The following is a 22087-nucleotide window of genomic DNA, read 5'->3' as shown; positions in this document are numbered from 1 at the left end:
TCTGGATCGAATCTATCGAAACGGAAGTCGACTCCGGGTCTCGATCCGGAACTCGACGTCAGGGTCGATCGCGGTGCCAGCCAGCAGGCCTCCGTCGTCGTTCTCGTCACCGTGCTCGCCACCGTCGGCCACGCCGGTGCTGGCGCTTTCGTCTCCTGTCTCGGATCCGGCGTTCCCGCCGTCTGTGGCCGACTCTCCGCTGGCGTCGTCCGGTCGTCGATACCGCACGACCGGTTCGTCACCCCCTCTCCCCGTAAGCGCGTACGTCCCGTCGGAATTTGGCACCCACTCGCCCCATATCTGGAACGTGCGCGACGTCGTTTCGGCGGGCTCGAGTTTCCGCACCAGTTCCGGCCTGCTGAAGCTCATGCCGTCCCGTCTGAAGTCGAGGTGGTCGCTTTCCTCGTAGGCCTCGCTGTACAGTCTGACTCGACTCCTGCCGTACCCTGAGGTGCCGTGTAACTCGAGGACGCCGAACGGTCGAACCCCGAGGCTGACGAGTTCGATCGGCTCGTCGCTGTCGTTCGTCACCGACAGTTCGAACGCGCCCGGCGAGTCGACGAGAATGTCCGGATCGAGCACGTCGAGGTCGAACGACGGCGGTCCGCGGACGTCGTCCGGGTCGCGGACGCCGGTGATCGAGAACTCGGTGTCGCCCAGACAGCCCGCGAGGAGGGTCGTCGAGCCGACGACGGCTCCGAGCATCGTGCGCCGGCGAAGCGTCGGGCGGCGACCGCTCGGGTGATCGTTCTCGTTCGGCTCCATCACCGTTCACCCGCAGATTCGATCGCCGGCTCGTCGGTGTGAGCGACGAAGAGTGATTCGATCGACGGCTCTGTGACGTCCGTCCGGCGGATCGAGACGCCGGAGTTCTCGACCGCCTCGAGAACTGCTTCCTGTCGATCGGCCGACTCGAGGCGAACAGACACCGTCTGGCCGTCGGCCGTCCCGACGAGGCCGGATTCCGACGAGGTCGCCGCGTTCGCGGCGGAGGGGACGGAGGCTCCGACCACACCATCGACAGCGGCGGCCACTCGGCGCGCTCGCTCGGCATCACCGTCGACGACGAGATCCAGATCCGTCGCCACGGGAGCCGACGCGCGCAGTTCCTCGAGCGTCCCTTCGGCGACGAGTTGCCCCTCGTGGAGGATCCCGATCCGGTCGCAGACGAGTTCGACCTGTCCGAGGACGTGACTCGAGAAGAACACCGTCGCCCCGCGGTCGTTCTCCTCGTGGGCGACCTCGCGGATCGTCCGAATCCCGTGGGGGTCGAGCCCGGAGAACGGTTCGTCGAGGACGAGGAGGTCGGGGTCGCCGACCAGCGCCATCGCGAGTCCGAGGCGCTGGCACATCCCTCGCGAGTAGCTCCCCGCGTCGTCGTCGATCGCGTCCGCAAGCCCGACGCGCTCTAGCAGTCCCTCGGGATCGTCGTCGGCGCGTTTCGTGTCGATGACGAGCCGCAGGTGATCGCGACCGGTACGGTTCTCGTAGACGGTAAACCCGTCCGGGAGGATACCGACCCGCTGGTGGACGTCGACGACGTCGGCCCGCGGTCTCATCTCGAGGACGCTGATGGTCCCGTCGGTCGGTCGCGCGTAGTCCATCAGGAGGTCGATCGTCGTCGACTTGCCCGCGCCGTTGGGACCGAGAAAGCCGTAGATCTCCCCCTCGGCGACCGACAGGGAGAGGTCGTCGACGGCCGTGTGGGAACCGTATCGTTTCGTCAGGCCGTGGGTTTCGATGGCCGTCGTCGTCTCTTCTTCCTCGCGTCCGCTCACGCGAGGTCACCTCGATCGAACCGGTAGTAGGCGATCGCAAGTGGCACCAGTCCCCAGGCGAAAAGGATGACCAGCCCGCCCGACTCGTGGAGATACCACGGGACAGTGCCGCTATCGAAAGTGGTGTCGACCACGAGGACGTTTACCCCGGTCCCCGGCTGGAGTTCACTCACGACGCTGTTGTGAAACGCAGCCGAGTTCCCGGTCTCGAGCAGCCAGTTCGTCACGGTGTTGTAGGCACCCGACGGTGAGAGTCGATCCAGCAGAAACAGCCGGCCGTCGGCAGGCGGATCGTACAGGGTGACCGGAACGCCGGTCAGCCTCGAGTACAGCATCGTCGCCACTTCTCGCCAGAGCAGTTCGAACACCACGAGCAGTCCGACGAACAGCGTCGCCGCGACCGTCGCTGCCCGTTCGGCGATCGCCGAGACGCTGACGACGATCGAGACGAGCGTCGCGAGGTACAGCAGCGTCACGGACAGAACCGCCAGATATCGAAGTGGATCGAAGAATCCGAATCGCACGACACCGACGACGGTCACGAGGCCGAGGGCCACGAGTGACGGAATCGCGATTCCGATCGTCCGGCCGACGAGTTTCCCCAGTAACACGTCGCCGCGCGTGAGCGGTAATCCGAGAACGATTTTCAGTCGTCCATCGGCTCGCTCCCCGACGACCGTCCGATAACACAGCGCGATCGCAGCCAGTGGCAACAGGACTGCAGCACCGTACTGGACGAACCCGATCGTCATATTCGAACCGAGTGCGTCCCAGGTGTCGTAGGTGGGCCGATACGTCCACAACGGGAGGGCGAGCGCGAGTAGCCAGACGCCCTTGGCGGTCACGAGCGCTCTGGCCTCTTCGCGCGCGAGCGGGAACCATCGCATCACCGAAAAATGTAAGCAGGATAAAATAAAGCTGCTGTTCCAGCCTCGAGCGGTCACGGTTCGGGGCCGTCGGCCGCCTCTCGAGGTGTTTCGGGTTCGAGCGGGCGAGGCTACGCCTCGCTACTCAGATCCGCGTCGACGCGGATTTCGGAGTCGGTCACCGTCGCGACGTTCTCGGCGGGGATCTCGAGGTCGTCGTCACCGGCGCTGCCGCGGCCGAGGCTCTGAATCCACGCGTTCGTGAGGCTCGGTTCCGGATCGACGTAGGCGACCTGTTCGATCGGATCGACTTCGGTGACGATGCCGATCTGTTCGCCCCTGACGTCCATCAGGAACTTCCCTTCGTCTTCCGTCGAGAGGACTGTCATCGTAGGCGATCCGACGGCGTCGACCAGTAAATAGTTACTGATCAGAGACGATCTGGGCAGATTCAACGATCGCACGCGCGAGACAAACAATTTCTATGACCGATCGAGGAGGCATCCGCCGCCGGATGGCTTTATACTCCGCCAGCGAGATGACTCGTGCATGAAACGCACCGTCGAAACCGACGACGCACCGGCCGCAGTCGGCGCGTACAGCCAGGCGACTACCGACGACTCCCTGCTCTTTACCGCCGGCCAGATCCCGGCGACCCCCGACGGCGACATTCTGTCGGACGAACCGATCGACGTCCAGACCGAACAGGCCCTCGACAACGTCCTGGCCATTCTCGAGGCCGAAGGCGCGAGCGCCGACGACCTCCTGAAGGTGACCATCTTCCTCGACGACATCGACGACTTCGAGGTCGTGAACGAAACCTACGCAACCTACTTCGAGGACGAACCACCAGCCCGCAGTGCCTTCGAGGTCGCCGCCCTCCCGAAAGGCGTCGGTATCGAGATCGAAGCCGTCGCGAGCCTCGAGTAGCGGCAGTTCGAACCGTCGTGTTGAATGCACCCACGGAACACGGTTGCGCCACCCAAAAGTAAGAGTTAAACGACCGACGCGGCTACGTCTAATCAGGCCAGGATGGCCGAACGGTAAGGCGCACGCCTGGAAAGCGTGTTCCCTTTCGGGATTCGGGGTTCAAATCCCCGTCCTGGCGCTTTTTCGAGTTCGAACCGACGAGCGCCGCGTAGCTGCGTGAGCCACCGGAACTCGGAGGCGAGAAACGGAAGTTGCCCATTCGAGTCGCGAGCACGGGCGACCGAACGGAGTGAGGCCGCATCCCCGGAACGTCTCGCACCTGTTCGAATTCCCGTCCATGAGTTTCTGACACGATAGCCAAACACCGCTGGAGTTAGTTGTCCAGAAGACGGATACCCGTTCATGTGTGGCCGCTATACGTTGTTCGTCGACCCGGAGACGCTCGAAGAGCGGTTCGACGCGCGGATCGAGGGGGCCTACCGGAAGCGCTACAACGCCGCGCCGGGCCAGCGTCTGTGGGTGATCACCGACGAGCGCCCGGAGACGATCCAGCGACTCGAGTGGGGGCTGCGACCGTCCTGGGCCGACGGCGATCGAGTGATCAACGCGCGGGCGGAGACGATCGACGAAAAGCCGACATTTCGGGCGGCGTACCGTCGGTCTTCTGAAGAACGTGAAAGAGAGCTCGAGACGCCTGCGGCGGGTCGGTGTTCTCTTGAACGGAGTGAAAGAGAGCTCGAGACGCCTGCGGCGGGTCGGTGTCTCGTGCTGGCCGACGGCTTCTACGAGTGGGTCGACACTGACTCTGGACGGCAGCCGTACTGGATCGCGTTCGAGGACGGACGGCCGTTCGCGATGGCAGGGCTCTGGGAACGACGAGAGTCCGATACCGACGCTGACACCACACAGGTCGGACTGGACGATTTCGGTGGCGGTCTCGAGTCGGGCGGTCAGAACGACGACGAGCACCCACTCGAGACGTTCACCATCGTCACGACGCGGCCAAACGACCTCGTCGCCGACCTCCACCATCGGATGGCAGTGATTCCCGAGGCCGGTACCGAAGCGACGTGGCTGACCGACGACCATCCACAGGCACTCCTCGGGCCTCACCCAGACAGCGGGATGTGCGCCCACCCGGTCTCGACGCGGGTGAACGATCCTTCGACGGACGAGCCGTCCCTCGTCGAGCCGGTCGAGGGGTAGTCACCCGAACGAGCCGAGCGATGACTGTCGGCTCGGCCCTGCCGTTCCGTCCTCGAGTTCGTAGCCGACGAGGTCGCGCATGTCGACGGCGTAGGTGGTACCGCCGTTCTCGAGGACGAGCAGTCGTCCCTTGACGCCGCGGACGGTTCCCGTGGCGATGGTCTCCTGGACGGGCTGAGTCTCGAGGGCGAGGCCGTAGTCGAACGAAAAGCGGTCGATGACGTCGAACGCCGAGAGGACGGTTTCCCACGCTGGCTCGTCGACGGCCGCGGCCAGCGAGGTCACTTTCGGGCCCGTACGAACCCGGTCGACGAGCCACTCGGCGATTTCGGCCTCGAGTTCGCGGGCGATCCGCCCGTTCGAGACGGTGTGGACGTGGGCGGCCCGGTCGGCACCCTGTTCCCGGAGACGGGTCTCCAGACGCTCGAGTTTGGTGACGCCGACTTTGAACGTGTCGGGGGCGAACGCGGCGACGTAGACGGCGTGGGTCTGGTAGCAGTCCATCTCGTCTTTGAGGCAGGTGCCGGTACAGCGAGCGCAGACCCAGGTGCTGGTGTGGTACTCGCAGTACGGTGTCGCCGGACGATCACACGGGAGGTGTTCGTCGCCGTCGATCACGCCGGCACAGCGTCGCTCACCGAGGGTATAGGAGAGGTCGTCGCCGGCCTCGAGTGGCCGTCGCTCGAGGCCCGCGTCATCGGCGACCAGCAGTGCGGCCCCGCGGCCGCTCGGTTCGTACCCGACCAGTTGCACGACCGGCGGTTCGCGTCGGGACGGCAAATAGGGTTCGTCTCGGTTTTCGTGTCAACTGGTTCCGACACGCTCCGCCGCAGGTCACACTCGAGACGTCGAGACGTCGGAAAGAGCTATCCACAGTGGCGGTCAAGGAAGGCCATGTCACTCGAGGGAGCGCTCGAGGCGTCGGTCTCCTCAGCACCGACCGGTCCAGAACCGGACACCCCCGATTCACGAGCCGTCGAGTTCGCGTTCACCGTCCGAAACGAGGGAAGCGAGACGGTCGAACTCTCGTTTTCGGACGCAGCGAGCGCTGAGTTCGTGGTCTACGAGGACGGCGAGGAAGTCTGGCGGTTCACCGAGGGTCGGATGTTCGCCCAGTTGCTCAGTCGGGAGCGACTCGAGCCGGGTGACGCGAGAACCTACCGTGAGCGGTGGGAGGACCCCCGGCCGGGTGAGTACGCGGTGATCGCGACCCTCCGGGCGGCAGAGTCGGACTGTCAGGCGCGAGCGACGGTTTCGGTTCCAGAGTGAGTCGGCCTGAAAATCGGGCTGCCCCCTTCGACCGAGGTTGCGGCCGAATCTGCGCTCGCCGCTGTATATAAGCGGACCCCGTCCCTAGACGGGTCCATGCACGCCCTCGTCGTCGCGGCGCACGGATCGCACCTGAACCCCGGGGCGTCCGAACCCACGTACGCCCACGCCGACGCTATCCGGGCGGTCGACGCGTTCGACGAGGTCCGCGAGGCGTTCTGGAAGGAAGAACCCCACTTTCGTGAGGTGCTCCGAACCCTCGAGTCAGATGTCGTCTACGTCGTTCCCCTGTTCATCAGCGAGGGCTACTTCACCGAGCGCGTCATCCCGCGGGAACTCCGCCTCGAAGGCTGGGATCCCGGGTTGTGGAACTCCGACGGCACGAGCGCCGAGAGCGTCACGCTCGAGGCCGAAGACGTCGGGAAGACGGTCCACTACTGCGGACCGGTCGGGACCCACGACGCGATGACCGACGTGATCGTCGAGCGCGCCGAACGCGTCACGGGAGATCCGGACGTCGGCGACGGCGTTTCCCTCGCGGTCGTCGGCCACGGCACCGAGCGCAACGAGAATTCGGCGAAGGCGATCGAGTACCACGTCGATCGAATCCGCGAACGAGATCGGTTCGAGGAAGTCCACGCGCTGTTCATGGACGAGGAACCGGACGTCGACGACGTCACCGACTACGTCGACTGCGAGGACGTCGTCCTCGTGCCGCTGTTCGTCGCCGACGGCTACCACACCCAGGAGGATATCCCCGAGGACGTCGGCCTCACGGACGATTACCGGGAAGGGTGGGCGGTCCCGGCCGACGTCGACGGCCACCACGTCTGGTACGCTGGTGCCGTCGGCACCGAGGACCTGCTCGCGGCCGTTCTCCTCGAGCGCGCGGCCGACGCCGGGGCCGACGTCGACGCGGCGCTCGAGGCCCTGACCGCTACCCAGACGCAGGCGACCGCGTCCGATAGCGGTCAGCCAGCCGAACGAACGGAAACGGAACCGATCGGCGATTCGGGGTCGAACGATGACTGACTCGAGTCGGCTCGCCGACGCCCTGCCCGAGGCCCTCGAGCGCGCAGACGGAGAACTCGCGTTCGACGGCCTGCGGTTCGCTCGCACGGGCGATAGAGACGAAAAAAGTGACGCATACGTACTCGAGGTCCCGAGCGCCGACCCGCTGGTTCTGGACGTAGACTCGCTCGCTGACGCCCTCGAGGCCGACGCGGTTCGCCCGTACGTGACCAACTGGGCGTACTGGCACCGCGTCGGTGGGCCCGGAACCTATCGCCGGGCGTTCCTCCGGTGGTGTGAACGTGCGCCGATTCACGACGTTCTCGAACGTGTTGCGACTGGCGATCCCCTCACTGTCCCCGATCGGTACGAGGCGCTCGCCGACGGCATCGATCGAACCTGGGGCGAACTCTCGATCACCAGCCGTCTTCCGGAGCCGTCTGCGTGGGACGGCGAACGCGTCTACGATCTCTGGCACGTCGAGGATGCCGGGGCGGACGTTGCGGACCTCGAGGTGTACGACGATCCGACCGCCGCTCGAGATATCGCCACGTACGACGACGATGGACGCTACCGGCCACTGAAAACCGCGCCGTCGCTCCCCGCCGGGTGGGCGTTCACCGGCCTCTCGGGATCCGAACTCGTCGAGACCGTCGAACGGTTCTACCCGGCGACGGTCGCCAACTGGCACCAGGAACTGCGCGGTGATCTCGACGTCGACCACTGGCTCGAGACGGCAGCGCGCCAGACTGGCATCTTCGACGTGGTCGACGAACTCCCCCGCGAGGCCGTCGACTGGATGGTCGAAGCCTGCTGCGTCGACTCCCAGTGTCTCCGGCGTCGCGAGTGGCACTACACCGACGACGACGAGCTTTCCGTCGACGGCGGCGACCAGCCGTTTCCCTGCCGCGAACCCTGTTCGCTCGTGATCGCTGCCGCACGCCAGTGGGCGATCCTCGAGTCAGAGACCGAGCGAACGTACGAACTCGAACTCACGCCGAGTGAGGTGAACCAGCTCTCTGCGCTGATCGACGCCGTCGCGGACGACCGACTCGACGAGATTCGAGAGGCGGACGTCGGCGACGGTGCGAATCGATATCGAGCACGCTACCTGCGCGCCAAGCGGTTCGGTGGGAATGGCCTCGAGCCGTCGGAGAAGTGACTACTGGTATTTCCTGGTCGGCAGCGTAACTGTGCCGCCGGGGGCAGCGCTATGCCTTGGCCGTTTCACGACCGAGGACGAGCCAGATCGCGATACCCACGCCGACGAGGACGAACACGAGTCCGATCAGGGCGGCCATCCCGCCGACAGTCGCTGCCGTCGCAACCGCGACGAGCAGCGCGAACGCGCCGAGCCCGATGACCGCGAGGGTCGTCGAATCGAGGCCGAGTGCGAGCAGGACGTCCTCGAGCGATCGGCCCCCGTTTCCGCTCCCATCGGCGTCGTCGTTCGATCCCGGCTGGGACCGGCGTCGTGATGGGCGACTCAGCGATTCGTCGACGTCGATTTCTCTGGGCGGTCGCAGGGTGACGTCGATTCCGAGCGACTCCGAACCGTAGCCGGTGACGACTTCGACGCGACCTTCGATCGGGTCGTCGATCGCAGCGCCGTCGACGTCGATCGGGACCGTCGTGACGTCTCCCGGGCCGATGTAGTGGTTCGTCTGGTCGATCGTCGCGATCCGGTCGAGGTCACCGTCGAGCCGGCAGTGGACGTGTGCCGGCCGCTCGTGACCGCGCAAGACCACGCTCAACTTGCGGTCGGTCTCGATCGCCTCGAGGTCCGACTCGAGCGTGTTCGCGGCGCCGCGGTTGACGTGGACGGTGATCTCGGTCCCGGGCACGATCGATCTGGCCGATCAGGCCGGCGTCTCCTCGCGCATGTCCGGTGGAAGCAGGTTCGGAATGCCGTCGTCGATCGGGTACGATTCGCCGCAGTCGGTACAGACGAGCGTCCCGCCGATCACTTCCTCACCATCGTCGTCGTATTCCGGGTCCTCGAGTTCGAGTTCCCCCTTGTCCAGCGGACAGCGGAGGATGTCGAGCAACGACTCTTTCATACCACGTACGGAGACCGCATCCAGCAAAAGCGTTCGGGAAGTCGATCGGTTTCGAGGGCGTTCCAGCGTGGGCCCCGGGTGGACCGAGACCGGCCTCGAGGGGCGATCAGGCGAACGGGTCCTCGAGAACGACGGTCTCCTCGCGGCCGGGACCGACGCCGACGGCGTAGATGGGGACGTCGAGTTCATCGGAGACGAACTCGAGGTACGTCTTCGCGTTCTCGGGGATGGCGTCGTAGCCGTCTTCGGCGACCTCGGCCCAGTCGACCTCGGGCCAGCCCTCGAACGTCTCGAAGGTGGCCTCACAGCGGGCCCACTGTTCGGTCGTGGGGGGCATCGTCAGCAGTTCCTCGCCGTCGAAGTCGTAGCTGACGCCGATCTTGACCTCCTCGAGGCCGGCGAGGACGTCGACGTGGTTGATCGCGAGGCCGGTGAAGCTGCTCGCGCGCGCGGCGTGACGGAGCATCGGCAGGTCGAGCCACCCGACGCGGCGGGGGCGACCGGTGACGGTGCCGTACTCCCCACCCTCGTCGCGGATGTAGGTCGCGAGTTCCTCTTCTGCTTCGTCTGCGGTTTCGGGGTCGTAGCCGGGCGTCTGGCCCTCGACGCCGCCGAGTTCGGTCGGCAGCGGGCCGGTTCCCACGCGCGAGAGGTAGCCCTTGACGATGCCGACGATTTCGCCGTTGCCGACCACACCGGGGCCGAGGCCGCTGCCGACGGTCGCTCCGCCCGCAGTCGGGTTCGAGGAGGTGACGTACGGGTAAACGCCGTGATCGATGTCCAGAGAGGTCCCCTGTGCACCCTCGAGCATCACCTGGTCGCCCGCGTCGATCCGTTCCTGGAGGTAGGTTCCACAGTCGACGGTCATCTCTTCGTCGGCGAGTCGTTCGCCGTACTCGAGACACAGCTCGTAGAGGTGGTCGACGTCGAAGCGCTCGTCGGTCGTCTTGCCGAAGACCTCCTCGGCGAGGGCCTTCTTCTGGGGGACGACGTACTCGAGGCGCTCTCGGAGCGTGTCGGGGTCGAGCAGGTCGCCGATCCGGACGCCGCGACGACCGGCCTTGTCCTCGTAGGTTGGGCCGATACCGCGCTTGGTCGTCCCTGCCGCGAGGTCTTCTTTCTCGTCTTCTTCGATCCCGTCGAGCGCGCGGTGGTACGGGAGGATGACGTGCGCACGTTCTGCGACGCGGACGTCAGGCTCGAGACCTCGCTCACGGAGGCCGTCGATTTCCTCGAAGAGCGTCTCGGGGTTGACGACGCAGCCGTTGCCGAGGACGCCGACTTTTCCCCTGACGGCACCCGACGGTACGAGCGACAGCTTGTACTTCTCGCCGTCGGAAACGACGGTATGTCCAGCGTTGTCGCCGCCCTGATAGCGGACGACGACGTCGGCAGCGTCGCCGTAGACGTCGACGACGCCGCCCTTGCCTTCGTCGCCGAGTTGCGACCCGACGATTGTGACGGTCATAACAGCGGCGGCTTCTTGCCGGGCCGATAAACAGATTACGGTATTGGCGGCTCACTCCACTCCTGCCCTCGGACATTGGCTCGTGCCCACACTAAACACATACTGGTGCCTCCACGGACCCACTCGTGACAACAGATCACGCTGTCACACGACCACGGGACGCGCGGCCGATCACCGCCGGATCGGCCAATTCCGGCTTATTAACGTGTGGGATAGGGGGACGGAGACCCGAAGCGTTAACTTCTGGCACGAGCGATACTCACGATGGACGTCAAACGGTCGACCTGCGAGGGTAACTTTTAAAAGGTCTAAAGACAAGTTAACAAATGCCATGATAGACCGACTTGAGAAGGAAGTCGATATGCTTGAACGACATCTCCAGGTCCTGAAGATGGTTATCGAGAACGAGCCGATCGGGATCGTCAAGATGTCGAACGAGACCGGCTACCCGCACCACAAGGTCCGCTACTCGCTGCGCGTTCTCGAGGAAGAGAACCTCATCGAGCCCTCCAGTCAGGGTGCGATCAAGACCGAACGTACCGCCGAGTTCGTCGACGAACTCGACGACAAGATCGACGACATCGGCGACAAACTCGAGGACATGAAGATCGAGGACGTCGCAGAAATCGAAGGCTAGATCTCTCAGCAGTCTTCTCGGCTCTCGAGTCAGCCCCACGGGCCCACGGGCCCGCCACTCACCGTCCCGAGAGGCTGTCGAACCGAGACCGTGAAACGTCGGTGACGACCTGCAGGTATTCTCCGCGAGCCACTCACAAAAATCGGTGAATTCTCCGCCTCGAGAGACCGGGCCTCGCGAATCTGCCACCGGGACGGAGTCCGTTCGTCAGTCGCCGGCTGGAACGGGAACGAAGACGGGAACCACCGTCTCCGGGCCCTGCTCTCTGAACCGGACCTCGACTGGCGTCCCGACCGACACTGCATCCGGATCACACTCGAGATTCGTCACCATCCGCGGCCCCTCCTCGAGTTCGACGTAGGCGACGATCAACGGAAGGTCGTCGGTGGGCCATCCTTCGATTCGCCGCGTGACGGAGTACGAGTAGACCTCTCCCACGCCCGTTGCCTCGCGCCAGTCCGTCTCGCCGAAACAGTCCGGGCAGAGCGCCCGTGGGTAGTGGAAGACGAGCCCACAGTCCTGACACTCCCGGAGCAAGAGACGGCCCTCGGCGGCTGCCTCCCAGTATCGTCGCGTCTCCGGAGTAATCTCCGGCGCTGGACGGGTCGGTTCGCCAGCGTCGGTCATCGGTCTTCACCCCCGAGGACCACCGTTGCCGCGCCGTGGCGAGTCCCGATGCTGCCGCCAGTCCCGTGAGCGAGCGCGATATCGGCGTCGACCTGTACTGCCGGATTCGCTTCCCCGCGGAGCTGTCTGACCGCCTCGATCACCTTCGTCATCCCGCCGCGGTTCGCGGGATGGTTCGAACACAGGCCGCCGCCGTCGGTGTTGAACGGTAACGCACCGTCGGGTGCCTCGAGCGCGCCACCTTCGACGAACGATCCACCCTCGCCCTTGCGGCAGAATCCAAGGTCCTCTATCGCCTCCAGGACGGTGATGGTAAACGAGTCGTAGATCGACGCGTAGTCGACGTGTTCGGGGCCGAGCCCTGCCTCCTCGAACGCTCGCGGGCCCGACTGTTCGGCTCCGGTTCGCGTCAGATCGATCCGACCGCCGTCGTGGTGGTCGACCGTCTCGCCGAACCCGAGTACTTCGACGCACTCGCGCTCGAGGCCGGCGCGAACGTCTTCGGAGACGATCACCAGTGCACCGCCGCCGTCCGAGATGACACAGCAGTCGAGCAGGTGGAGCGGATCGGCGACCAGCGGCGACTCGAGGACATCCTCGACGGTCACGGGATCGGGGTACATCGCGTGCTCGTTGTACTGGGCGTGGTGGGACGCGGCGACGCGGATCTCGGCCAGCTGTTCTGCGGTGGTGCCGTACTCGTCCATGTGACGCCGGGCGGCCATGCCGTACATCGAGAGGTTGGTCGCGCCGTAGACTCGCTCGACGCTGTCCTGTACGGTACGCACCGCTCGGACGCCCGAACCGGTCGCCTCGCCCCGGGAACGCGGGCGGCCGGCGAGGGTCACGAGCGCGACGTCACATCGTCCGTCCCTGATCGCGCTCGCAGCGTGACCGACGTGGCTGATGTACGACGATCCGCCGCCGTCGGTCGTCTCGACGTACGAGACGTCGAGCCCGAGGTAGTCGGCCATGTAATGCGGTGGAAACGTCCCCTCGCTCTGGGGCACTCCCGCGGTGAAGTACGCGTCGACGGCGCCTTTCTCGAGGCCGGCGTCCTCGAGCGCCCCACGGGCGACCTCGGCGTGGAGCTGGAGCGTCGACTTCTCGGGTGCCTCCCGCGTGGGGTGTTCGAACGCCCCCGCGACGTACACTGGATCACGCGTCGTCATCGATACCCACACCTCACCGCTGGCGATACGTATGGGTGTCGTTGGAACCAGCCCGCACGGCGACGCATGGAGATTTCGAACGCCAGACCCAGGTCACAGCCACGGCGCGCGACCCCCGGAGTCACTCGCGTCGTCCGACGACTCCGTGTTCGAGTCCTCGAGACCGACTCCCTCGTCCGGCTTCGAGGCGACCCAGCCGCCGAAGATCGGTTCGTCGTCGCTCCCGCGCTCACGCAGGTGGCCGAGTTCACGGATTCCGGTCGCTCCCTGTTCGTCCGACTCCTCGGCGCTCGAGTCGTCGTCGAACGGGACCGGGAGGTCGAGCGCGAAGATGCCAGCGACGATCAGTGCGGCGAGGGGTGCCTGTCCGAACGCCATTCCGAGGATCGACAGCGGGAGCAAGCCGAGTGCGACGGCGCTTCCGAATCGGAAGCGGTCGATGTCCATGTACTCCCGGAGGTACGGCCCACCGAGGGCGATTCCGAGCGCGAAGGCGACGCCGACGACGGCCGCGAGGACGGCGTTTGCAACGAGTGCAGCGTCGTCCATTACGACGAACGCGGCCCCGTTGGGGTCGAGACTGGCGACGAGGCCGAGCCCGATGATGACCGCTGGGTTCGGCAGGTACTCGCCGATGGTCGCGCTCGCCGTCTTGGCGGCGATGGCGGCGATGACGAGTGCAGCGAATCGCTCGAACACCACGATGTCGAGGACGCTGCCGATCGCTGGTGCGAGTGCGGCCTGGATACCCGCCAGCGCGACGAGCGGGAGCCCGATCAGCAGGACGATCGCCGCCTGCTCTCTGGGCGTGCCGGTCATCTCGGCGAGAATCACCGCGACGGTCGCACTGCCGCCGAAGATGAGGAGCCCGACCTGCACTGCACCCAGAGTGGTATCGAGCGCCCCTGCGAGGATCAACGCGGGGAAGACGCCGTCGATCAGTGGCAACATCATGACCAGGGCGAGGAGCCTGGCGTCACCACCGACCAGTCGCTCCAGACGGAGCGCGACCGGGTGTTGAGACGTGCTCATCGCTCAGGGGCGATGGCCGTGACCCGGGGCCTGGTGGGAAACAGGTGGACGATACCGACGTAACGACGGGCGAACCCGATTGCAGGCTCGAGCCGTCGTATTCGTCCAGGATGCCCCAGACGCTGTGAGTGCGCGTTTAAAATTCCCGAATGTAAAGAGCGAGGCGGCGTCGACGCGCGGCTGGCCACCGATTCGGGCTGCGCTGGAACTCACAGCGAACATACCAGAGGGAACGACGGAGCGACCAATAAACGTTGTGTGAGAGAGGTTTTCACGAGAAGTGGGTATGCGGCCATCGATGAACAGAAACGACCGTCACTGCGTCCGAAGTGTAACCTTCAATCTCCGTACACTGTACGTTTGCCCGAGAGGACTATTAATCGGGATAGTATTTCAGGCGTCACACGGACGACCGGCGTCGTTCCGAGCAAATCGCAGAGTATTCAAGCGAACGGTACCAACGACGAGGTGCGTGCGAGGGTAGCCAAGCGGCCAACGGCGGCGGACTCAAGATCCGCTCTCGTAGGAGTTCGTGGGTTCGATTCCCTCCCCTCGCATCGCAGTGAGGCGCATACGTGCCGAACAGAGATGCCGGAGGAATCGAATCAGGGAGCAGGTTTCCTGCGACCGTGGTTCGATTCCCTCCCCTCGCATCGCAGTGGGGCGCATACGTGCCGAACAGAGATGCAGAAGGTCCTACGCGGGATCTTCCCTCGCAAAGCTTCTGACGGACGATCCGTTCTGAGTCACGACTGTCCACCCCGACCCCTCAATAGCCGCCTCGAGTCCCCCGAGTCGGGCCGACGTCCCCGGACGTGTCGAACTCGAAGCGTGCACCGCCGAGGTCGCCGTCGGTGACGGTAACGGTCCAGCCGTGGCCGGTCACGACCGTCTCGACGATCGATAGGCCGAGGCCGGTGCCGTCCTGACCGGTGAACCCCTCTTCGAAGACGAGGTCGCGTTTGTCCGGCGGAATTCCGGGACCGTCGTCTTCGACGGCGAACCCGTCTGCCGTCCCTTCGACGCGGATGCGGACTCGCCCCGGACCGTCGTCGTGGGGGTTCGAGCCGTGTTCGACCGCGTTCCGAAACAGATTCTCGAGCACCTGCCGCAGCCGACCGGGGTCACACTCGAGCGTCCCGAGGTCGACCGTCTCGAGGGTCGCGCCGTCCGTGTCGACGCCGTTCCAGGCGCTGGTCACGAGGTCGTCGAGGTCGACGGTTCTGAACTCGTCGACGTCGGCCCCGTCCCGGGCGAGTTCGAGGAGGTCGTCGATCATCGCTTCCATCCGGTTCGCAGACTCGAGGACGTCGTCGACGTACCGTGGATCTCCTGTCTCTTCGATGAGTTCCGCGTAGCCCGTCAGGACGCTCAGCGGGTTCCGGAGGTCGTGGCTGACGACGGCGGTGAACCGTTCGAGGCGGTCGTTGTGGCGGGCGAGTTCGGCGCGTCGTCGTTCCCGCTCGAGGGTGTACCCGATCAGTTCCGCGAGGGTTTTGACCTGCTGTCGTAACGAGTAGGGCCACCGCCGGCTCGTCTCCTGCTCGATCGCGAGGACGCCCTCGAGTTCCCAGTTGACGACGATCGGAACGGCGAGCAGCGACTCCACGTCGCGGTCGGCGAGGTACCGGACGCGGTGGCCCTCAGGATCCTGCCGGCCCGACTCGAGGTCGGGGTCGGGGTCGGGATTCGAGTGGATCGTCCCGACGAATCCCTCTGGAACCTCGATCTCCGGTCCGTTGCGGGAGTCTGCTGGAATCGCAAACGTCTCGAACGACTCGAGAGCAGTCTCGAATCCCGGGAATCGGGATGTCGGGATCGTCCCGATCCGTTCCTGGTGGTTCGTCCGGCTCCAGGAGTACCGGTGGTCGAGTGAGCTGCCCTCGTATTCGAAGACCAGACAGCGGTCGGCGTCGAGACGCCTGCCGATGAGCTTCAGCCCCCACTCGACTTCGACGTCGATTTCGTCCGGCGCGGCGGACATCAGCGACCGTGCGATCTCGAGGACCGTTTCGCGAACGTCGGAGATGGATCGTTCGTAGTGCTCCTCGAGAGCGTACAGGAGGTCGTCGAGGTCGTCCGTTTTGGGGACCCCTCCGTTCGCCGTCCGTGTGACGACCGACGCCCGGGGGACGGAAAGAAGCTGCTCGAGGAGGTCCACATCCTGGGTAGATCCGAAGAGGAGCACGGGTGTGTCCGGGTCGGCGCGCTCGAGACAGTCGAAGAACGCCGCCGGGTCGTCGCGTCCCTCGAGGAAGTCGACGGTGACGACGACGCAGTCGATCTGCCGGTCGAGAAGTGACTCGGCCGCCTCGAGCGATCGTGCCGTGTCGACCGGGTAGGACGGTGCGAGCGCGTCGACTACCGCCGTGCTGGCGTCATCGTCGGAATCGACGTACAGGATTCGAAACGACCGGCGTCTGGGACGCCGTCGCTCGCCGTCGACGGGGGGAAGGTTCGTCGCCGATCGATCACGCCCCATCGCGATTTCCCTCCCCGTATTCGCCCTGCCGTGTCGACCGACGAGATCGGCGTTCGACTGACTGACCGCTCGCTGCCCACGTCGATCGAGGTCTCTGTCCCACCGATCCCTCTCCAGAGCGGTCGAACGTGCTGGTCGAGAGCGTCCCCACTCCCCGAAACGTAGCTCGTTTCCGGCGACCGTCGATTCGTTTCGCTGTCCCCATGTGAAAACTGCTCGTGTCGCGTTTTCGTTCCAACAGGCCCCGTCTCAGGCAATAAATGTGACGGCAGCGTGAGTTTCGGGGCGGTCAGGGTAACCGGTTGGGTCGGTAGATCCGCGCGACGTCCTCGTCGACGGCGTCGAACCCGACGACGTCGTCCTCGTCCAGGTCCTCGTACCGCTCGACGAACTCGAGGGCGGCCGCCTCGTCTTCGTACACCTCCGGATCGATCGTCATCGGGGCGTCTGATCGACGTTCGTCACGCTCGAGGACGAACGACGCCTCGTTGGCGTCGATCAACTCACCGGTGTCGAACGTAGTGACCCAGACGTTCGCGACGTTGGCGGCCGCGCCGTCGAAGTGACCGGGATAGGCGACGTAAGCGAACAGACAGCCCGGGCTACAGAAGGCCATGCCGGATCCGTCTTCGTGAGCGAGCTGGGCCATCCGGTCCTCGTAGTTGAGGACGCCCATCGTGCAGACGCCGCAAGCGTGCGAGGAGTCGAACGTCTCGGGTTCGTCGACCGGGTGATCGAACAGGAACGGGGAACTGCCGTCCGGTTCGGCGTTTGCACCGGCGGCATCGACCGCTCCGTCGGTGGTCCCGTCCCCGTCATCAGCGCACCCCGCGATCCCCATCGCGAGTGCCGTCCCCGTCGCGGCGAGTGCCTGTCGACGTGTTCGGCGGTCGACGTCCCTTCCTGTCATCGGTGGCGGTTGGGTCGCGAGCGATAAAATGGCCGTGGTTCGGCGCTCGAAACGGCCATCCAGTCGGTCGCCGATCCGTTCTCCATCCACCGACGGTGTGTGGACGACTCGGCTGTCGGGTCACAAAACCTTTCGATCAGGGGCAACCTTCATGGATCGTGACAGGCGAGAGCGACGACGAGACCTACACCCTCGACGACGAACTGCTCGCCCGGGCCAGGATCCACGCCCGCGAGGTCGTCGACGAGTACGACGTGTCAGTCGACCTCGGCGCCCTCGAGTGGGACGTCTCGGCGCGGGCGAAACGTCGTGCTGGCGCGTGTCGATGGCATGCAGATCGCGAGGTGGCGACGATCGTCCTCGCGAGGCGGGCCTACGAGGCCTACGACTGGCCGGCGTTCGCTGCGGTTGTCAGACACGAACTGGTCCACGCCTGGGAGTTCCAGCAGTTCGGAGAATCCGGCCACGGACCACGATTTCTGGAGCGGGCCGCCGAACTCGACGCGCCCCGTCACTGCCAGTCGTTCTCCGACCCCCGGTACGTCCTGCACTGTCTCGAGGACCACTGCGACTGGCGGGCCGAGCGCCACCGTGCCTCACAGCCGGTGAAAGCCCCTGATCAGTATCGCTGTGGCGCGTGTGGGGGTTCCTACGAGGTCGAACACGTCGAGAGCGGTCGAACCTGGACGAGCGCAAGCGGCTTCGGCGGCGTGAAAGCGGCCCTCGGCGATCGGTGGTGACCGATCGGTGTGTGGCAGTCGAGTGACCCTGGGATCGACCGCTCGACACCTCGTGCCTCGAACGGTCCGCAGAACTCTTAATCGGTTCCTGCCCACTCTCTAGCTATGGGAATATTCGATCTGATGCTCGGCCGGACCGAACACGGCGAGCAGGGCGTCGAGGGCAGGTCCTACAAACTCCCGAAAGAGACCCACGACTTCGTCCACCCCGTTGCGATCCGCCGGGAGGAACTCGATGCGCTCTCCCAGTTACTCGATGCCGACGTCGAGGCGTCCGCGCCGGCGGCCGACCCTGACGAACTGCAGGCGGTCCTCGACAGCGCGTTCGACGACGTCGACCTCGACGCGTCGGAATTGACCGATCGAACCGAGAAACCACGAGCCAAGACTGCCGCGATAACCGAGACGTGGACCGACCAGCTCGAGGCGGAAATTGGCGTCGTTTACGCGCGCATGGGAACGTATCCCACCGTCCGGTCGTTCGTGACGATCTGCAAACGCCGGGCCAACGACGCCGACGACCCGTTCGAACTCCCCGAATCGTTCCCACACGTCGCCACATTGCTCGGTCGGCTCGAAGACGCCACCGACGACCAGTACCGGGCCGTCGTCCACACCGACTTGCTGCCCGACCGATAGCACCCATGACCCGGTTCATTCATGAACCGCGAGGACGAATCTCGGCTGATGAGCGAGAGTGATTCCGACCTCCCCGAGTGGGCGATTCCCCTCGATGTCGATATTCTCGAGGAGATGCGATCGGAGGACGTCTTCGCCCCGGAACACATCGTAGAGGCGGACATCTGCCGCGGGCCACAGGCCGCACATCGGTGCCGACAGCTGGCCGATCACGGATTACTGACGAAACACATGACCGGCGTCTACGACCTCACTGACCTCGGTGAACAGGTACTCGAGGGTGAGCGATCACTCGCCGAAATCGATCCCGAAGACGAGTGACGTCGGCCGCTACGCGTCGACGGCTTCGGGGACGTGTTCGGCGACGAACGAAACTACCTCGTCGCCGCCGAGGAAGCCGTCTGCGACGCGAGCAACCTCACTTCCGTCTTCGAACAGATACAGCGCCGGGACCGACAGCACGTCGAGGCGCTCGGTAAACGCGGGATCGTCGGCTGGGTTACACGTCCCGATCGCCAGCCCGGTCTGGCGGGCGACGTTTCCCAGAACAGGCGCCATCGCCTGGCACTTCGGACACCCCGACGTGTACACCTCGACGATCGCGACGTCGTTGTCCGCCAGAAACGCCTCGAGGTCGGCTTCCGTCTCGAGTTCGACCGGCTTCACCGTTCGATCGTTCATGGCAGTCGTAGGTTTCGAAGCCAGAAAGCCGTGACGCACGGCCAACCGTACCGGACCGGTCGTCGCCTCTCGAGATCGGGCAGATCGTGACAGGGAGTGACACCGCCAGCGGATTTAGGCATCGAGGCCGTAGACGACTGCGATGACCGGGACTGTTCCTTCCAATCCAGCAACTCGAGCGGGGACGCGACGGAAGTCGACCCTGTTCTGCCCGGCCTGTGATCACCAGAGTCCAGTCGACGGGGACTGGGTGATCGACGCGGGGGTGGACACCGAGCGGTACGTCTGCCCCGACTGCGGGTACACGCTCACCGAGCGGCCACGGCCACGATCGGCCCGGCCGCTGTCGAGACTCGCCCAGAGTTCGGTCGACGTCTGGCGGACCTCCCTCGAGGCGGGCGTCGCCGGTTACGTCGCGACGTGGGGATACCCGATGGTCGCGATGGCAGGGGCCGTTCGCTCCTGACCGGACTGGAGTCGGACGGTCGGAGAGCGTTCGGCCACGATCCGGTCAGAACTGCTCTCGAATCCACACACACACCCGGACGAGTATCCACGATGTGGACATATTCCACTTCATTCCCCAGGTAGGCATCCATACACCCAGTGGGATACTCTCAAGACGTATTAATATTTGAATAACGTTCAGTTTTTCCCGAGTGAGCTCATATTCGCCCACAACAGCAGAGCTTTAATAGTGGATTCCATAGGTGAAGTCGAGAAGAAGATGACAGGTGGAAACCTGACTTCGGCAGAACAGGACGTACTGGACGAAATCGAATCGGAGGACGTCGACTTCCTCCGACTGCAGTTCACGGACATCCTCGGCGTCGTGAAGAACGTGGCCGTTCCGGCTCGACAGGCAGAAAAGGCGTTCACCGAGGGGATCTACTTCGACGGCTCCTCGATCGAGGGCTTCGTTCGCATCCAGGAATCGGACATGCGACTCGTCCCCGATCCAGACACGTTCGCGATCCTCCCGTGGAGACAGGACGAAGACGGCGTCTCCGCCCGGATGATCTGTGACGTCTACGACACCTCGACGGGCGAACCGTTCGAAGGCGACCCACGTCGCGTCCTCAAGAACGCGATCGAACGCGCCGAATCGATGGGCTTCGAGGCGAACTTCGCTCCCGAGCCGGAGTTCTTCCTCTTCACGGAAGACGAGGACGGCCGAGCCACCACGGAGACCGCAGACCACGGCGGCTACTTCGACCTCGCCCCCAAGGACCTCGCGAGCGACGTCCGACGGGACATCATCTACGGCCTCGAGGCGATGGGCTTCGAGATCGAGGCCAGTCACCACGAGGTCGCCCGCGGCCAGTACGAGATCAACTTCGAGTACGACGACGCGCTCTCGACGGCGGACAACGTCGCGACGTTCCGCACGGTCGTCCGGGCTATCGCCGCCCAGCACGACCTCCACGCGACGTTCATGCCAAAGCCAATCCCGCGAATCAACGGTTCGGGCATGCACACGCACATGTCCCTGATGACCGAAGATGGCGAGAACGCTTTTTACGACGAAGACGACGAGTTCAGCCTCTCGGAGACGGCCCACTCGTACCTCGCGGGCATCCTCGAGCACGCCCCCGCGATCACGGCGGTCGCGAACCCCACCGTGAACAGCTACAAGCGCCTCGTCCCCGGCTACGAAGCACCGGTCTACGTCGCCTGGTCCGACCGCAACCGCTCGGCGCTCGTGCGCAAGCCGGCCGCGCGCGTCCCGGCTGCCTCGCGCATCGAACTGCGCTCGCCGGACCCCTCGTGTAACCCATACCTCGCGTTCGCCACGATGCTCCACGCGGGTCTCGACGGGATCGAGAAGGGGCTCGAGTGTGCCGACCCGATCCGCGAGAACATCTACGAGTTCGACGAAGCCAAGCGCGACGAGTACGGCATCGACACCCTCCCGACGAACCTCGGTGAAGCCGTCGACGCCCTCGAGGAAGACGAAGTCATCTACGAGGCCCTCGGCGAGCACGTCGCACCCAAGTTCGTCGAAGCGAAGACTCAGGAGTTCGGCGAGTACCTCGTCGAAGTCTCCGAATGGGAACTCGATCAGTACCTCGAAACGTTCTGACCGAGTACCCACCCGACGATCGCCCTGACCGCCCGTTCGCCGTCATCGTTCCCGCGTGGGCCCGTGCCCGGCGGTGAGTACCGCCGAATTCATCGTCGGGATCGGGCCCGTCACAGTCTGTCTCGTCCGTCGGCCGGCGACACCATCGGCCGAATTTTTCGCATTTCCACAACGCATCACGACCAGCGTCCCGCGCATTCGTTCGATCACTCGAGGACGACGAACTCACCGTGGCGATTATCGACGAGTCCGTCGCGTTCGAGGGAGTGCAGCACGCTCAGCACGTCGATTTTCTTCATCGTCAACGTCTCGGTCAGGTCCTCGACTGTGGCACCGTCACTCGCCTCGAGACAGAGGTACACCAGCTTGGCCTGTGACGACTCGATCGTCTCTGGAACTGGTTCGAGCTGTGCTTGCGTCGCTGACTCGTGTGAACGCATTGTCACCTGTTGGATCTCCATCGTCGAATAAAAACCCATCCCAGGATTGCACAGCG

The 22087-nt window shown here is 64.9% G+C and carries 26 protein-coding genes and 2 tRNA genes; 13 read left to right on the top strand and 15 right to left on the bottom strand.

Translation table 11 applies throughout. The annotated features are described in order from the left end of the window. Nucleotides 1–12 precede the first annotated feature (12 nt). The 4 genes from B1756_RS16145 to B1756_RS16130 form a co-directional block, all read right to left on the bottom strand. The gene (locus B1756_RS16145) at nucleotides 13–765 is read right to left on the bottom strand and encodes a DUF8130 domain-containing protein (protein WP_086889484.1); all 753 of its coding nucleotides are present in this window, start codon (nucleotides 763–765) and stop codon (nucleotides 13–15) included. Continuing rightward, nucleotides 765–1778, bottom strand: coding sequence for an ABC transporter ATP-binding protein (locus B1756_RS16140; RefSeq protein ID WP_086889483.1), 1014 nt, complete (start codon nucleotides 1776–1778; stop codon nucleotides 765–767). Before B1756_RS16140 ends, B1756_RS16145 begins: the two co-directional genes overlap by 1 nt. Beyond that, nucleotides 1775–2665 (bottom strand): ABC transporter permease subunit, encoded by an 891-nt coding sequence (locus tag B1756_RS16135; protein WP_086889482.1) that lies wholly within the window; start codon nucleotides 2663–2665, stop codon nucleotides 1775–1777. Before B1756_RS16135 ends, B1756_RS16140 begins: the two co-directional genes overlap by 4 nt. Before the next feature lie 110 nt (nucleotides 2666–2775). Continuing rightward, on the bottom strand, nucleotides 2776–3033 hold the full coding sequence (locus B1756_RS16130; protein ID WP_086889481.1) for a hypothetical protein: 258 nt from the start codon (nucleotides 3031–3033) through the stop codon (nucleotides 2776–2778). A gap of 160 nt (nucleotides 3034–3193) precedes the next feature. Between B1756_RS16130 and B1756_RS16125 the strand changes: the two genes are divergently transcribed. The 3 genes from B1756_RS16125 to B1756_RS16115 all read left to right on the top strand — a co-directional run bounded on the left by B1756_RS16125 (nucleotide 3194) and on the right by B1756_RS16115 (nucleotide 4780). Then, the gene (locus B1756_RS16125) at nucleotides 3194–3574 is read left to right on the top strand and encodes a Rid family detoxifying hydrolase (RefSeq protein WP_086889480.1); all 381 of its coding nucleotides are present in this window, start codon (nucleotides 3194–3196) and stop codon (nucleotides 3572–3574) included. Nucleotides 3575–3670: 96 nt separating this feature from the next. Beyond that, nucleotides 3671–3752: transfer RNA gene (locus B1756_RS16120), tRNA-Ser, on the top strand. Nucleotides 3753–3976: 224 nt separating this feature from the next. Further along, complete coding sequence (locus B1756_RS16115; RefSeq protein ID WP_086889479.1) at nucleotides 3977–4780, top strand: SOS response-associated peptidase; 804 nt, start codon at nucleotides 3977–3979, stop codon at nucleotides 4778–4780. Here the strand turns inward: B1756_RS16115 and B1756_RS16110 are convergent, their stop codons facing one another. Continuing rightward, nucleotides 4781–5533, bottom strand: coding sequence for a DUF2797 domain-containing protein (locus B1756_RS16110; RefSeq protein ID WP_086889478.1), 753 nt, complete (start codon nucleotides 5531–5533; stop codon nucleotides 4781–4783). 141 nt (nucleotides 5534–5674) lie between these two features. Between B1756_RS16110 and B1756_RS16105 the strand changes: the two genes are divergently transcribed. The 3 genes from B1756_RS16105 to B1756_RS16095 all read left to right on the top strand — a co-directional run bounded on the left by B1756_RS16105 (nucleotide 5675) and on the right by B1756_RS16095 (nucleotide 8222). Next, entirely contained in the window at nucleotides 5675–6049 is a 375-nt protein-coding gene (locus B1756_RS16105) for a BsuPI-related putative proteinase inhibitor (RefSeq protein WP_086889477.1), read from the top strand. A 96-nt stretch (nucleotides 6050–6145) separates the two neighbouring features. Further along, complete coding sequence (locus B1756_RS16100; RefSeq protein WP_086889476.1) at nucleotides 6146–7081, top strand: CbiX/SirB N-terminal domain-containing protein; 936 nt, start codon at nucleotides 6146–6148, stop codon at nucleotides 7079–7081. Continuing rightward, nucleotides 7074–8222 (top strand): DR2241 family protein, encoded by a 1149-nt coding sequence (locus B1756_RS16095; protein ID WP_086889475.1) that lies wholly within the window; start codon nucleotides 7074–7076, stop codon nucleotides 8220–8222. Before B1756_RS16100 ends, B1756_RS16095 begins: the two co-directional genes overlap by 8 nt. 49 nt (nucleotides 8223–8271) lie before the next feature. Here B1756_RS16095 and B1756_RS16090 read toward each other — a convergent pair whose 3' ends face one another. The 3 genes from B1756_RS16090 to B1756_RS16080 all read right to left on the bottom strand — a co-directional run bounded on the left by B1756_RS16090 (nucleotide 8272) and on the right by B1756_RS16080 (nucleotide 10588). Beyond that, the gene (locus tag B1756_RS16090) at nucleotides 8272–8904 is read right to left on the bottom strand and encodes a DUF7524 family protein (RefSeq protein ID WP_086889474.1); all 633 of its coding nucleotides are present in this window, start codon (nucleotides 8902–8904) and stop codon (nucleotides 8272–8274) included. A gap of 15 nt (nucleotides 8905–8919) precedes the next feature. Continuing rightward, nucleotides 8920–9120 (bottom strand): methytransferase partner Trm112, encoded by a 201-nt coding sequence (locus tag B1756_RS16085; RefSeq protein ID WP_086889473.1) that lies wholly within the window; start codon nucleotides 9118–9120, stop codon nucleotides 8920–8922. Nucleotides 9121–9226: 106 nt separating this feature from the next. Then, a complete protein-coding gene (locus B1756_RS16080) occupies nucleotides 9227–10588 on the bottom strand; it encodes an adenylosuccinate synthase (protein WP_086889472.1) in 1362 nt (453 codons plus the stop codon). Between the two features lie 331 nt (nucleotides 10589–10919). Between B1756_RS16080 and B1756_RS16075 the strand changes: the two genes are divergently transcribed. Beyond that, nucleotides 10920–11225 (top strand): hypothetical protein, encoded by a 306-nt coding sequence (locus tag B1756_RS16075; RefSeq protein ID WP_086889471.1) that lies wholly within the window; start codon nucleotides 10920–10922, stop codon nucleotides 11223–11225. Nucleotides 11226–11432: 207 nt separating this feature from the next. On the opposite strand, the gene B1756_RS16070 is transcribed toward B1756_RS16075, so the two are convergent. From B1756_RS16070 to B1756_RS16060, 3 genes are all read right to left on the bottom strand, one after another. Continuing rightward, complete coding sequence (locus B1756_RS16070; protein ID WP_086889470.1) at nucleotides 11433–11852, bottom strand: Zn-ribbon domain-containing OB-fold protein; 420 nt, start codon at nucleotides 11850–11852, stop codon at nucleotides 11433–11435. Further along, a complete protein-coding gene (locus tag B1756_RS16065; RefSeq protein WP_086889469.1) occupies nucleotides 11849–13024 on the bottom strand; it encodes a thiolase domain-containing protein in 1176 nt (391 codons plus the stop codon). Before B1756_RS16065 ends, B1756_RS16070 begins: the two co-directional genes overlap by 4 nt. Before the next feature lie 93 nt (nucleotides 13025–13117). Beyond that, nucleotides 13118–14056 (bottom strand): DUF5794 domain-containing protein, encoded by a 939-nt coding sequence (locus tag B1756_RS16060; protein WP_086889468.1) that lies wholly within the window; start codon nucleotides 14054–14056, stop codon nucleotides 13118–13120. A gap of 474 nt (nucleotides 14057–14530) precedes the next feature. On the opposite strand from B1756_RS16060, the gene B1756_RS16055 reads away from it, so the two are divergent. Further along, nucleotides 14531–14613: transfer RNA gene (locus tag B1756_RS16055), tRNA-Leu, on the top strand. 212 nt (nucleotides 14614–14825) lie between these two features. Here the strand turns inward: B1756_RS16055 and B1756_RS16050 are convergent. Together B1756_RS16050 and B1756_RS16045 are read right to left on the bottom strand one after the other, a co-directional pair. Next, on the bottom strand, nucleotides 14826–16538 hold the full coding sequence (locus B1756_RS16050) for an ATP-binding response regulator (RefSeq protein WP_086889467.1): 1713 nt from the start codon (nucleotides 16536–16538) through the stop codon (nucleotides 14826–14828). Nucleotides 16539–16827: 289 nt separating this feature from the next. Continuing rightward, nucleotides 16828–17448, bottom strand: a complete 621-nt coding sequence (locus B1756_RS16045; protein WP_086890228.1) for a nitrous oxide reductase accessory protein NosL — start codon at nucleotides 17446–17448, stop codon at nucleotides 16828–16830. 158 nt (nucleotides 17449–17606) lie between these two features. Here B1756_RS16045 and B1756_RS16040 point away from each other — a divergent pair, with 158 nt between their 5' ends. From B1756_RS16040 to B1756_RS16030, 3 genes are all read left to right on the top strand, one after another. Continuing rightward, nucleotides 17607–18188, top strand: coding sequence for a SprT-like domain-containing protein (locus tag B1756_RS16040; RefSeq protein WP_086889466.1), 582 nt, complete (start codon nucleotides 17607–17609; stop codon nucleotides 18186–18188). Between the two features lie 105 nt (nucleotides 18189–18293). Next, complete coding sequence (locus tag B1756_RS16035) at nucleotides 18294–18827, top strand: hypothetical protein (protein ID WP_086889465.1); 534 nt, start codon at nucleotides 18294–18296, stop codon at nucleotides 18825–18827. A gap of 48 nt (nucleotides 18828–18875) precedes the next feature. Continuing rightward, nucleotides 18876–19148, top strand: coding sequence for a hypothetical protein (locus B1756_RS16030; protein ID WP_086890227.1), 273 nt, complete (start codon nucleotides 18876–18878; stop codon nucleotides 19146–19148). 9 nt (nucleotides 19149–19157) lie between these two features. Here the strand turns inward: B1756_RS16030 and B1756_RS16025 are convergent, their stop codons facing one another. Continuing rightward, nucleotides 19158–19508, bottom strand: coding sequence for a thioredoxin family protein (locus tag B1756_RS16025; protein WP_086889464.1), 351 nt, complete (start codon nucleotides 19506–19508; stop codon nucleotides 19158–19160). A gap of 142 nt (nucleotides 19509–19650) precedes the next feature. Here B1756_RS16025 and B1756_RS16020 point away from each other — a divergent pair, with 142 nt between their 5' ends. Both B1756_RS16020 and glnA read left to right on the top strand, forming a co-directional pair. Next, nucleotides 19651–19974, top strand: a complete 324-nt coding sequence (locus tag B1756_RS16020) for a DUF8106 domain-containing protein (protein WP_086889463.1) — start codon at nucleotides 19651–19653, stop codon at nucleotides 19972–19974. Nucleotides 19975–20235: 261 nt separating this feature from the next. Then, nucleotides 20236–21591 carry a type I glutamate--ammonia ligase gene (gene glnA / locus B1756_RS16015; RefSeq protein WP_086889462.1) on the top strand — a complete coding sequence of 452 codons (1356 nt, stop codon included), beginning with the start codon at nucleotides 20236–20238 and terminating at the stop codon, nucleotides 21589–21591. A gap of 206 nt (nucleotides 21592–21797) precedes the next feature. Here glnA and B1756_RS16010 read toward each other — a convergent pair whose 3' ends face one another. After that, entirely contained in the window at nucleotides 21798–22031 is a 234-nt protein-coding gene (locus tag B1756_RS16010) for a MarR family transcriptional regulator (protein ID WP_086890226.1), read from the bottom strand. Between the last annotated feature and the right edge of the window lie 56 nt (nucleotides 22032–22087).

The sequence above is a fragment of the Natrarchaeobaculum aegyptiacum genome (assembly GCF_002156705.1).
GTDB classification, from domain to species: Archaea; Halobacteriota; Halobacteria; order Halobacteriales; family Natrialbaceae; genus Natrarchaeobaculum; species Natrarchaeobaculum aegyptiacum.
This window is presented reverse-complemented; position numbering and strand designations above follow the sequence as displayed.